The 12147-nt window shown below is 61.1% G+C and carries 9 protein-coding genes and 1 riboswitch; of the genes, 5 read left to right on the top strand and 4 right to left on the bottom strand.

Features of this window, described 5'->3' with window-relative positions; genetic code table 11:
* Window positions 1-80: 80 nt before the first annotated feature.
* A complete protein-coding gene (bacA, locus tag GUC32_RS21225; protein ID WP_004937204.1) occupies window positions 81-905 on the top strand; it encodes an undecaprenyl-diphosphate phosphatase in 825 nt (274 codons plus the stop codon).
* Between the two features lie 39 nt (window positions 906-944).
* On the opposite strand, the gene GUC32_RS21220 is transcribed toward bacA, so the two are convergent.
* Window positions 945-2189: a multifunctional CCA addition/repair protein gene (locus GUC32_RS21220; RefSeq protein ID WP_369435418.1), complete on the bottom strand. Its 1245-nt coding sequence runs from the start codon at window positions 2187-2189 to the stop codon at window positions 945-947.
* Between the two features lie 122 nt (window positions 2190-2311).
* Window positions 2312-2932, bottom strand: a complete 621-nt coding sequence (locus GUC32_RS21215; RefSeq protein WP_016930153.1) for a TIGR04211 family SH3 domain-containing protein — start codon at window positions 2930-2932, stop codon at window positions 2312-2314.
* Window positions 2933-3210: 278 nt separating this feature from the next.
* On the opposite strand from GUC32_RS21215, the gene GUC32_RS21210 reads away from it, so the two are divergent.
* The 3 genes from GUC32_RS21210 (at window position 3211) to hldE (ending at window position 8909) form a co-directional block, all read left to right on the top strand.
* Window positions 3211-4518, top strand: a complete 1308-nt coding sequence (locus GUC32_RS21210) for an inorganic triphosphatase (RefSeq protein WP_025304321.1) — start codon at window positions 3211-3213, stop codon at window positions 4516-4518.
* 45 nt (window positions 4519-4563) lie between these two features.
* Window positions 4564-7401 (top strand): bifunctional [glutamate--ammonia ligase]-adenylyl-L-tyrosine phosphorylase/[glutamate--ammonia-ligase] adenylyltransferase, encoded by a 2838-nt coding sequence (gene glnE, locus GUC32_RS21205; protein WP_049208361.1) that lies wholly within the window; start codon window positions 4564-4566, stop codon window positions 7399-7401.
* A 77-nt stretch (window positions 7402-7478) separates the two neighbouring features.
* Entirely contained in the window at window positions 7479-8909 is a 1431-nt protein-coding gene (gene hldE, locus GUC32_RS21200) for a bifunctional D-glycero-beta-D-manno-heptose-7-phosphate kinase/D-glycero-beta-D-manno-heptose 1-phosphate adenylyltransferase HldE (RefSeq protein WP_019453075.1), read from the top strand.
* 61 nt (window positions 8910-8970) lie between these two features.
* On the opposite strand, the gene GUC32_RS21195 is transcribed toward hldE, so the two are convergent.
* Window positions 8971-9246, bottom strand: coding sequence for an accessory factor UbiK family protein (locus GUC32_RS21195; protein ID WP_004937216.1), 276 nt, complete (start codon window positions 9244-9246; stop codon window positions 8971-8973).
* A gap of 147 nt (window positions 9247-9393) precedes the next feature.
* A riboswitch (FMN riboswitch) is annotated at window positions 9394-9554 on the top strand.
* Between the two features lie 109 nt (window positions 9555-9663).
* On the opposite strand from GUC32_RS21195, the gene ribB reads away from it, so the two are divergent.
* Entirely contained in the window at window positions 9664-10317 is a 654-nt protein-coding gene (ribB, locus tag GUC32_RS21190) for a 3,4-dihydroxy-2-butanone-4-phosphate synthase (protein WP_004937218.1), read from the top strand.
* A gap of 53 nt (window positions 10318-10370) precedes the next feature.
* On the opposite strand, the gene GUC32_RS21185 is transcribed toward ribB, so the two are convergent.
* A complete protein-coding gene (locus GUC32_RS21185) occupies window positions 10371-11903 on the bottom strand; it encodes an alkaline phosphatase (protein ID WP_369435417.1) in 1533 nt (510 codons plus the stop codon).
* Window positions 11904-12147 lie beyond the last annotated feature (244 nt).

Here is a 12147-nt window from a genome sequence, read left to right as displayed (position 1 = left end):
GAATTGTTTTAGCGGCATTGTCTTTAAGCACTGCCGCTTTTTTATGTGATAGCCGTTATTTTATAGGGTGAGCGAAGCACATGGCTGACATGCATTCACTGTTTATTGCGTTTGTTCTTGGGGTTGTCGAGGGGTTAACCGAATTTCTGCCGGTGTCTTCCACCGGGCATATGATTATCGTTGGCGAGTGGCTGGGCTTTACCGGCGACAAAGCCAAAACCTTTGAAGTCATCATCCAGCTGGGGTCGATCCTGGCCGTCGTCGTGATGTTCTGGCGCCGGCTGTTCGGCCTGATCGGCATCCATTTCGGCGGAAAGCCGGTGGAGCACGAGGGCAAAACCAGCGGTCAGCTGAAGTTGGGGCACATCCTGCTGGCGATGATCCCGGCGGTGGTGCTGGGCCTGGCCTTCCATGATTTCATCAAGTCGCTGTTCGCGCCGAAAAACGTGATGTACGCGTTGGTGGTCGGCGGCCTGCTGTTGCTGGCGGCGGAATGGCTGAAGCCGAAGAAACCGAGCGCGGAAGGGCTGGATGACATCACCTACCGCCAGGCGTTCATGATCGGCTGCTTCCAGTGCCTGGCGCTGTGGCCAGGCTTCTCCCGTTCGGGTTCCACCATCGCCGGCGGCATGCTGGTGGGCGTGAACCGCTATGCGGCGTCCGAGTTTTCCTTCATTTTGGCGGTGCCGATGATGATTGGCGCCAGCGGCCTGGATCTGTACAAGAGCCTGCACTTCCTGACCTGGGGCGATCTGCCGATGTTCGCCGTCGGTTTCGTTACTGCCTTCGTGGTGGCGCTGATTGCGATCAAGACCTTCCTGTCGCTGATCAAACGCATCTCGTTCGTGCCGTTCGCCATCTACCGCTTTATCGTGGCGGCCGTGGTTTACATGGTGTTCCTGTAAACCCGATACCAAGAAAAAACCCCGCTCTGCGGGGTTTTTTTATGCCTGATCGTTGAGGATAGTTTGGGTGAGCTTCCACTCGGCCAGCGCCTGCTGGCGGCGGCGTTTGAGCTCGTCGCGGATCGCGGTGCCCTGCAGCCCGCTGGCTACCACCTCTTTAATCGATACCGCGTTCGCCACCTGATACGCCTGGCGCAGATAGTCGCCCTGCGGATAGGGATTCTTCTCAACGCCGGTGCGTCCGCGCGCGTCCGCTTCGCTGGTCAGGATCATCTGCTCCAGCCTCTGGGGCTTGCGCCAGACGTCGATGGCGTCGAACAGCTTCAATAGGGTCTCCGGCCGCAGCTTGTTCACGGTGTGGATCAGATCATGGTACTCGGCCACCAGCTTGCTCAGATCGCGCACCGGGTTAGGCACCCGCAGCCGCTGGCACAGCGCCTCGACCAGCTGTACGCCCGCCGGGCCGTGGCCGTGGTGATGCGGCCAGAACTCTTTTGGCGTCAACCCTTTGCCGAGGTCATGGCACAGGGTGGCGAAGCGCACGTCCACCTCCGGCGTGAGGCGGGCGGCAATCGCCAGCGCCATCAGCGTGTGCACGCCGGTGTCGATCTCCGGGTGCCACTTGGCGGGGGCCGGCACGCCGAACAGCGCGTCGATTTCCGGGAACAGCACCGCCAGCGCATCGCAATCGCGCAGCACCTGAAAATAGACCTGCGGGCTCTGGCTTTGCAGCGCCTTTTCGGTTTCCTTCCAGACGCGTTCGGCGGTCAGCGCAGCCAGTTCACCGCCGTGCGCCATTTGGCGCATCAGGGCCAGCGTTTCGTCGGCGATGCGAAAACCCAGGTGGGCGAAGCGGGCATTGAAACGCGCCACGCGCAGTACTCGCAGCGGATCTTCGCCGAACGCGTCGGAAACGTGGCGCAGCACGCGCGCCTGCAGATCGGCCACGCCGCCGTAAGGGTCAATCAGCTCCCCTTCGGCGGAACGGGCGATGGCGTTGATGGTCAGATCGCGCCGCAGCAGATCTTCCTCCAGCGTGACGTCCGGCGCGGCATAGCAGGTAAAACCGGTGTACCCTTGGCCGGATTTGCGCTCGGTGCGCGCCAGCGCGTATTCCTCATGAGAATCGGGGTTGAGGAACACCGGGAAATCTTTGCCGACCTGTTGGTAACCCAATGCCAGCAGCTCTGCCGGCGTGGCGCCCACTACCACCCAATCATGATCGACCACCGGAATATTGAGCAGGCTGTCGCGAACGGCGCCGCCGACCAGATAAATCTGCACTGTTGACTCCTGAATATCGTGTAAGGCTCTGTCTATCAGATTACATGAATTGACCGCGGGATGTCGGCACCAATGAAAAGGGCGCCCGCAGGCGCCCATACTCAAACTGAACGATACTGAGATCAGTTCATCCAGCGATTGTTGTTCTTGCGGCGCGGGATCAGGTGCGGCAACAGCAGACCCAACAGCAAACCGACGCCGGCAACGCCGCCGCCGTACATGAACCACTGCAGAATAATGGTGCGCTGTTTATCGTCGAGCTGCAGGTTAACGGCGTTGACCTTCTTCTGCGCCACCACCAGCTGGTTTTTCAGATCCTGGTTTTCCTTCTGCAGGCTGCTGATGGTGCTGTCGCTGCCCGCGACTTTTTCCTGCATTTCCGAGGTGCGCTGGTTCCAGGTGTTATCGATGTTGGCCAGTTTGTCGGTCAGGGTTTTCACCTGCTGTTCCAGCTCGGGCACGCGGGTGCGCAGGCTTGGCGTCTGGCTGAGCTGATCGAGCGGGATCCAGGTGGTGCGGCCTTTGGGATCGCGGATCTGGCCGTAATTGGTGCTGTCGTTGACGCTCAGCAGGGTCACTTCTTCACCGGCGTTCAGAGTGCCGACAATACGGTACTGATTACCTGGGCCGCTATGGACATAAGTGCTTAACTCATCGGAGATATAGCGTTTATCTTCGGCATGTGCGGCCCAAGTGATGCTGAAGCTCAGCGCGGCAAGGAAAATCAGGCGTAATTTCTGCATTAGTTCATCGTTTCTGGGTGAATTTATGGAACGATAGTAGAGGGTTCAGTCTGACGACGCAACGCCAAAACCGGAATGAGAACTATCTTACTGTGGCTGATTCTGTGAGTTGCGCAGCGTTTTATAACGTAACAGGTTTTTTCTACAGTTAGCAGGGTTAAGGCGCCGGGAATCGCGGTAAGATAACGGCAACTGTGCGTCAGTGGGCAGCATACGGCGGGCCGAGCGCGCCGAGCTGAAACCGACGTGAATGCGTAACTTATTGGTGTTAAAGAATTATGACCGTTGAAATTGAACTGAAATTCATCGCCGCGCCGCAAGCGGTGGCCGCACTGCCACACTGGCTCGCCGCCTGGCCGCATCAGCATTCCGCGCCGCAAAAACTGACCAACATTTACTTCGAAACGGCCGACAATTTCCTGCGCCGTCACGACATGGGGCTGCGCATTCGCGGTTTCGACGATCGCTATGAGATGACCATCAAAACCGCAGGTAAAGTGGTGGCCGGCCTGCACCAGCGCCCGGAATACAATGTCGCCATCGCCGAACCGCAGCTGGCGCTGGCGCAGTTTCCTGCCGACATCTGGCCGCAGGATTGCGATATCGCGGCGCTGCAGCAGGCGTTGCAACCGCTGTTCCGTACCGATTTTGTGCGTGAGAAGTGGGTGGTTACTTACGGCCAAAGTGAGATAGAGATTGGCCTGGATCAGGGTGAGGTGCGCGCCGGTGATCTCAGCGAAGCCCTGAGCGAGATAGAACTGGAGTTGCTGAAAGGCAACACCGCCGATCTGCTGGCATTGGCCGGTGAGCTGGCGGCGCACGATGGGCTGCGTCAGGGCAGCCTGAGCAAGGCGGCGCGCGGTTACCACCTGGCGCAGGGCAATCCGCCGCGCGAGGTGCGCTCGCTGCAGGTGCTGAAGCCGGCGGCGAAGGCGACCGTGGAGCAGGGGATGATCGCCGCCTTCGAACTGGCGCTGAACCACTGGCAGTACCATGAAGAGCTGTGGCTGCGCGGCGACGCGCAGGCGCGCGGGGCGGTCATCGAAGCGGTCGGCACGATCCGCCAGGCGCTGGTGATCTTCGGCGGCCTGGTGCCGCGCAAGGCCAGCGCCGATCTGCGCGCCCGTCTGACCGAACTCGAACCATTGTTGGCGGATAAAGCCGCGCAACCAGAGACCCTGTGCTACAGCACAGCTTACCTGCAATGTAAGTTGGCGCTCACATCTTGGCTGGTGAGCGGCGCCTGGAGGCCGTTTATCGATGCCAAAGGGCAGACCAAGCTGGACGGTTCTTTCAAACGCTTTAGCGACATCATGCTGGGGCGCAGCGGCGCGGAGCTGAAAGAAGCCTTCAGCCGTACGCTGAACGAAGATGAATATCAGGAACAATTGCCGCGCCTGACGCGTCAGATTTCGGCGCTGATCCTGCTGTCGGGCGCTTACCCCGACGAGCAGACCGGGCCTTATATCGACGCCTGGCGCGAGTTGCAGGCGGCGCTGAGCGAGCGCCGCCAGGGCTGGTATGAAGCCAGCCGCAAACAGGCCTTATCGCATGCGCCATTCTGGTTAAACGGCGCGCTTCGTTAATCCAGTCGGCCCGCCAGCCGTGGGCCGCAGAACGGGTCATACACTATGTCGCCACTTTCAGCCGCGTTACAGGCTCAGGCACAGCAGGTTGTGCAGCGTTTTCAGGAAGTTCACGGCGCGGACAGCGCCTTTAGCGAGCAGGAGCAGTGGGTGCTGGCGTCGAGCGACTTCGTCAGCGACGCGCTGCTCGCCCAGCCGGCCTGGCTCGCGACGCTGCGCGAGCAGCCGCCGGCGCCCGGCGAGTGGCAACACTATGCCGCCTGGCTGCAGGACGAGCTGGAAGAGGTGCGTGACGAAGCGCAGTTGATGCGCACGCTGCGCCTGTTTCGCCGCGAGACGCTGGTGCGTATCGCCTGGGCGCAGGCGCAGGGGCTGTGTTCGACCGAAGAAACGCTGCTGCAGCTGAGCGGGCTGGCGGAGACGCTGATCGTCAGCGCCCGCGACTGGCTGTACCAAACCTGCTGCCGCGAGTGGGGCACGCCGTGCAACGCCGCCGGCGAACCGCAGCCGCTGCTGATCCTCGGCATGGGCAAGCTGGGCGGCGGCGAGCTGAATTTCTCGTCGGACATCGATCTGATCTTCGCCTACCCGGAAAACGGCCAGACCCAGGGCGGAAGGCGCGAGTTGGACAATGCCCAGTTCTTCACCCGCCTCGGCCAGCGGCTGATCAAGGCGCTGGATCAACAGACCATCGACGGCTTCGTCTATCGCGTCGACATGCGGCTGCGACCGTTCGGCGACAGCGGCCCGTTGGTGATGAGCTTCGCGGCGCTGGAAGATTATTATCAGGAGCAGGGGCGCGACTGGGAGCGCTATGCGATGGTGAAGGCGCGCCTGATGGGCGGGGCGGAAGACGCCTACAGCCAGGAGCTGCGCAAAACCTTGCGGCCGTTCGTGTTCCGCCGCTATATCGATTTCAGCGTCATCCAGTCGCTGCGCAACATGAAGGGCATGATCGCCCGTGAAGTACGGCGGCGCGGTCTGAAGGACAACATCAAGCTGGGCGCCGGCGGCATTCGCGAAATCGAATTCATCACCCAGGTATTCCAGCTGATCCGCGGCGGCCGCGAGCCGGCGCTGCAGGGGCGTTCGCTGCTGCCGACGCTGCAGGCGGTGGGTGAGCTGGGGCTGCTGGAGGCCGAGCAGGTGCGGGCGCTGAGCGCCGCCTACCTGTTCCTGCGGCGGTTGGAGAACTTGCTGCAGGCGATCGGCGATCAGCAAACCCAGACGCTGCCGCAGGAGGCACTCGATCAGGCGCGGTTGGCCTACGGCATGGGATTGGCGGATTGGCCGGCGCTGATGGCGGCGCTGGACGCGCACATGCAGGCGGTGCGCGCGGTGTTCGACGACCTGATCGGCGACGATAGCCCGGATGTCGGCGAAGATCCCGATTACCAGCACTACCACAGCCTGTGGCAGGACGCGCTGGAGGAGAACGAGCTGGCGCCGCTGACGCCGCACCTCGATGAAGAGGGGCGCCGACAGATGCTGCGCACCATCGCCGATTTTCGTCACGACGTCGACAAGCGCACCATCGGCCCGCGCGGCCGCGACGTGCTCGATCAGCTGATGCCGCGCCTGCTGGCGGAGGTGTGCCCGCGCCAGGACGCGCCGACCGCGCTGGTGCGGCTGGCGCAGCTGCTGCTGAGCATCGTCACCCGCACCACCTACCTCGAGCTGCTGGTGGAGTATCACGCGGCGCTTAGCCATCTGATCCGCCTGTGCGCCGCGTCGCCGATGGTCGCCAACCAGCTGTCGCGTTACCCGCTGTTGCTGGACGAGCTGCTGGATCCGGCCACGCTGTATCAGCCGGTAGCGCTGGACGCCTACCGCAGCGAGCTGCGCCAGTATCTGCTGCGGGTGCCGGAAGACGACGAAGAGCAAAAGCTGGAGGCGCTGCGTCAGTTCAAACAGGCGCAGCAGCTGCGCATCGCCGCGGCGGATATCGCCGGCGCGCTGCCGGTGATGAAAGTCAGCGATCACCTGACTTATCTGGCGGAGGCGATCATCGACGCGGTGGTGCAACAGGCCTGGAGCGACATGGTGGCGCGCTACGGCCAGCCGACCCATCTGCAGGAACGCGAAGGGCGCGGCTTTGCGGTGATCGGCTACGGCAAGCTGGGCGGCTGGGAGCTGGGGTACAGTTCCGACCTCGATCTGGTGTTCTTGTTGGATTGCCCGCCGGAAGTGATGACCGACGGCGATCGCTGCATCGACGGCCGTCAGTTCTACCTGCGGCTGGCGCAGCGGGTGATGCATCTGTTCAGCACCCGCACCTCCTCCGGCATTCTGTATGAAGTTGACGCGCGTCTGCGGCCTTCCGGTGCGGCGGGGATGCTGGTCAGCACCGTCGAAGCGTTCGCCGACTACCAGCAAAACGAAGCCTGGACCTGGGAGCATCAGGCCCTGGTGCGTGCGCGCATCGTGCATGGCGATCCGGCGCTGCATCAGCAGTTTGACGCAATCCGGCGCGAGATCCTGTGCAAAACGCGCGATGCGCAGACCCTGAAGCGCGAAGTGCGCGAGATGCGCGAAAAGATGCGCAACCATCTCGGCAGCAAGCAGCGCGATCTGTTTGATATCAAAACCGATGAGGGCGGCATAACCGACATCGAATTTATCGCCCAATATCTGGTCTTACGCTATGCGCCGGGTGAACCGCGCCTGACGCGTTGGTCGGACAACGTGCGCATCTTCGAGCTGATGGCCAATTACGACATCATGCCGGAAGAGGAAGCGCGCGCGCTGACCCAGGCCTATGTCACCATGCGCGACGAGATCCACCACCTGGCGCTGCAGGAACATTCCGGCAAGGTCGGCAGCGGGCTGTTTGCCGCCGAGCGCGAACAGGTACGCGCCAGCTGGGCCAAATGGCTGGATTAATACCTTTTTGCGGGTATTCCGGCGGTCTGTGGTAATATCTGCGCCACTAAAATTTTGTTCTTTTTTGGAGTTATCGGATGAAAGTTACGCTGCCTGATTTTCGCCGCGCCGGTGTGCTGGTGGTCGGTGACGTCATGTTGGATCGCTATTGGTATGGGCCGACCAGCCGCATTTCACCGGAAGCCCCGGTGCCGGTGGTCAAGGTCGATACCATCGAAGAGCGTCCCGGCGGCGCGGCTAACGTGGCGATGAACATCGCTTCGCTGGGCGCCACTTCCCGTCTGGTGGGCCTGACCGGCATCGACGATGCGGCGCGGGCGCTGAGCGCCAAGCTGAATGAAGTCAACGTGCGCTGCGACTTCGTCTCGGTGCCGACCCATCCGACCATCACCAAGCTACGCGTGCTGTCCCGCAACCAGCAACTGATCCGTCTCGACTTCGAAGAAGGCTTCTCCAACGTTGATCCACAGCCGATGCTGGAGCGTATTCAGCAGGCGCTGCCGCAGATCGGCGCGCTGGTGCTGTCCGATTACGCCAAGGGCGCGCTCAGCCAGGTGCAGGGCATGATCCAACTGGCGCGCGCCGCCAAGGTGCCGGTGCTGATCGATCCGAAAGGATCTGATTTCGAGCGCTATCGCGGCGCGACGCTGCTGACGCCGAACCTGTCCGAGTTCGAAGCGGTGGTGGGCCACTGCAAGGATGAAGCGGAACTGGTGGAACGCGGTATGAAGCTGGTGGCGGATTTCGAGCTGTCGGCGCTGCTGGTTACCCGTTCAGAACACGGCATGACGCTGTTGCAGCCGGGCGTTGAACCGCTGCACTTGCCGACCCAGGCACAGGAAGTGTTTGATGTGACCGGCGCCGGCGACACCGTGATCGGCGTGCTGGCCGCCTCGCTGGCCGCCGGTAACTCGCTGGAAGAGTCCTGTTTCCTGGCCAACGCCGCCGCCGGCGTGGTGGTGGGCAAGCTCGGTACCTCCACCGTGTCGCCGATCGAGCTGGAAAACGCGGTGCGCGGCCGCGCCGAGACCGGTTTTGGCGTGATGACCGAAGCGCAGTTGAAGCATGCCGTCGCGCAGGCGCGTCAGCGCGGCGAAAAAGTGGTGATGACCAACGGCATCTTCGACATTTTGCATGCCGGCCACGTCTCTTATCTGGCCAACGCCCGCAAGCTGGGCGATCGCCTGATCGTGGCGGTGAACAGCGATGCGTCGACCAAGCGCCTGAAAGGGGAAACACGCCCGGTCAACGCGCTGGAGAACCGCATGATTGTACTGGGCGCGCTGGAAGCGGTGGATTGGGTAGTGCCGTTCGAAGAGGACACGCCGCAGCGCTTGATCGCCGACATTCTGCCGGATCTGCTGGTGAAAGGCGGCGATTACAAACCGGAAGAGATTGCCGGCAGTGCGGAAGTGTGGGCCAACGGCGGCGATGTCAAAGTGTTGAACTTTGAAGACGGCCTGTCGACCACCAACATCATCAAAGCGATTAAAGACGGGCGCGGCTAACGCCGGGTAATCTAAAGAACAAGGGCGCGCGGTTCATACAGGTGCGCGCCCTTCGCGGGAATTATTCGTCTTCCTGCTTGGCTGCCGGCGCCGCGCTCAGTTTGCTTTCCAGCTCGGCCATGCGCTGTTCCAACAGCGCCAGCTTCTCGCGGGTGCGCAACAGCACCTGAGTCTGCACGTCGAACTCTTCGCGGTTAACCAAATCCAGGCGGGTCAACTGCGATTGCAGGACCTGACGGATTTTTTTCTCAACGTCTTCCCCGAATTCACGAACGCCTTTAGGCATGGACTCATGAACCTGGCGTGCGATTTGTTCGATTTTTTTCGGGTCAATCATGGCGTATCCCTTTCAGAGTTTAATAGCTGCCGCTTAGTGTAATGCGAGTTGCCCGCCGGATAAACACCATTAAGCGCATTCGCCGCGCGTGGCCGAATTGTGCTTTTGCCAATTGCCCTGTCTATCCATTAGCGTTATAGTCATCTTGCTTATTCTCAGGGCGGGGTGAAAGTCCCCACCGGCGGTAAATCACCTTCTACGGTGAAAGCCCGCGAGCGCTCAGCCAGCCTGTAAAGGCCGGTTAGAGGTCAGCAGATCCGGTGTAATTCCGGGGCCGACGGTTATAGTCCGGATGGGAGAGAGTAACGGTATCTGCCGGGCATGCGCCCGCTTGCGTTATTTTTTTAGCTATTGTTAGCTACTCCTCAAGATCGCCCTGGTTCTGGTAATCCATAATTTTTAATGAGGTTTTTTACCATGAATCAGACGCTACTTTCAGACTTCGGCACGCCGACAGAACGCGTTGAACGCGCGATTGACGCACTGCGCAACGGGCGCGGCGTAATGGTGCTCGATGATGAAAATCGTGAAAACGAAGGTGACATGATCTTCGCCGCGGAAACCATGACCGTTGAGCAGATGGCGCTGACCATCCGCCACGGCAGCGGTATCGTGTGCCTGTGCATCACCGAAGAACGCCGTCAGCAGCTTGAGCTGCCGATGATGGTGACCAACAACTCCAGCCAGTTCCAGACCGCCTTCACCGTGACCATCGAAGCGGCGCAGGGCGTGACCACCGGGGTTTCCGCTTCCGATCGCCTGACCACCATCCGCGCGGCGGTGGCAGACAGCGCCAAGCCGAGCGACCTGAACCGTCCGGGCCACGTGTTCCCGCTGCGTGCGCAGCCGGGCGGCGTGCTGAGCCGTCGCGGCCACACCGAAGCAACCATCGATCTGGTCTCCATGGCCGGTTTCAAACCTGCCGGCGTACTGTGTGAACTGACCAATGACGACGGCAGCATGGCGCATGCGCCGGAAGTGATTACCTTCGCCAAACAGCACGACATGGTAGTGCTGACCATCGAAGATCTGGTGGCCTACCGCCAGGCGCACGAGAAAAAAGCCAGCTGATAGCCGGCCGCTTTCAACGATAAAAAAGCCGCGTAACGCGGCTTTTTTTGTGGCTACCGCTTTGACAGGCGTTCGCCGATGCGGCTGGCGTAATTCATCACGTGGAAGGTGTAGTTCTCCTCAACCGTACCCTGGAACAGATGCGCCCAGGGGCCGATGGCGTAGATGCCGAGATCTTCCCCGCCGTGCGTCTCGCTTTTCAGCGGCACCAGTGCCGGCTGAATAAAGTCGGGCGCGGTGGTTTGCTCCATGGTCAATGCCGGGCGCTCGGTCAGCGGGATCGCGCCGCCGGGGCCGTTGGCGAAACCGAGGGTGGTGTAGGGCTTGCCGTCGCTGCCCAGCCGAGGTTTATCGTCGACGCCGACGGAAATGCCGAGGATAGGATTGCCGCGCTTGGCATAGCCGGCGATGGTCAGCGTGTGGCTGTGATCGCCGGTCACGATCACCAGCGTTTCGTCCAGGTTGACCTTGCCGACGATGGTTTTCACCGCCTCGTTCAGGGCGACCGCGTCGCTCAGCGTGCGGTAGGCGTTGCCGTTATGGCTGCCGTGATCGACGCGCCCGCCTTCTACCAGCAACAGATAGCCTTCGGGATTCCTGGCCAGAATATCGATGGCCTTGCCGGTCATCTCTGCCAGTGAAGGTTCTCCCGCCGCGTCTTGCCGTCGATCGTGCTCGAAGTTCATGTGTGATGGCTCGAACAGGGCCAACAGGTGGTCGACCTTACCCGACTCGATTTTATCGAACTGTGCCTGATTCCATACGTATTGCCCACGCTCGCCGTAGCGCTGCAGCCAGGCCTGCGTCAGGTCGCGGCCATCCTTTCTGGCGCCTGTTTTGCTGGGATATTCCGGATCGCTCACGCTGTCGGGCAGGAAGTTGGCGCGCCCACCGCCCATCGCTACGTTCAGGCCATTGCCGTATTTCATTTCCACCAGCTGGCGCGCGATGTCGCGGCAGCCTGCGGCCAGGGCGTCCGCCGGCATTTTGGCGTCAGACTCCCAGTCGCGGTTGGCGATATGGGCATAGGTGGCGCCCGGCGTGGCGTGGGTAATGGTCGCGGTTGTCACGGCGCCGGTGGCCATGCCGAGCGTTGCGGCCATCTCCCAGAGCGTGGTGACGGCCTTGGTTTGCTGATCCTCGCAATTGTTGAGGGTGGCCGTATGGTTGAGGCCCATCAGATCGTTGATGGTTTTGACGCCGGTGGTCATTGCCACCGCGCTGGGCGCGGAGTCGGTGATTTGGGCGTCGGCGGAATAGGTTTTGGCCGCCGCCAAATAGGGGAAGGCTTCCCAGGCCAGCACGTTGGACTCGCCATCCACGCCGCGCTGCTGCCCTTCAAAAATGCGGGCGGCGGTCACGGTGGAAAATCCCATGCCGTCACCGACCACCAGAATGACGTTTTTGGCGCGGTTGGTGTTTGGCGTCTGCTTCAGCCGCTGTTGCAGCTGGGCTTGCGCCTGAAGGAAGTAAGGGTCTTCGCGCTGCGTCAGCGGCGCGTTGTCCACCGCGCCGGTGGCGACTGCCCCCGTGGCGAACAAGGTCATGGAAAGCGCCAGGCGGGTTGCCAGTGTGAGTCTGAACATGAATTCCTCCTTGGTGAGACGTGATTCCCGTAGCGCCGACGGGCTGCCAACACCCTGTCGACTGAAGGAGGAGTGTATAGATCGCGTTAACAAAGAGTACATAAATTGTTCACAAATTAGATCTGTGTGGCAGTAATGCCATGGTATTCACGTTGATTATTAATTATTTGAAAAATATGCATTTTTTAACTTTTTGTTTGCCAGTCTATTTTTCCGGCTTTTATTTCAAATTTATTGAATATCT

Source organism: Serratia sp. NGAS9, from assembly GCF_009905295.1.
Taxonomy (GTDB): domain Bacteria; phylum Pseudomonadota; class Gammaproteobacteria; order Enterobacterales; family Enterobacteriaceae; genus Serratia; species Serratia bockelmannii.
This window is presented reverse-complemented; position numbering and strand designations above follow the sequence as displayed.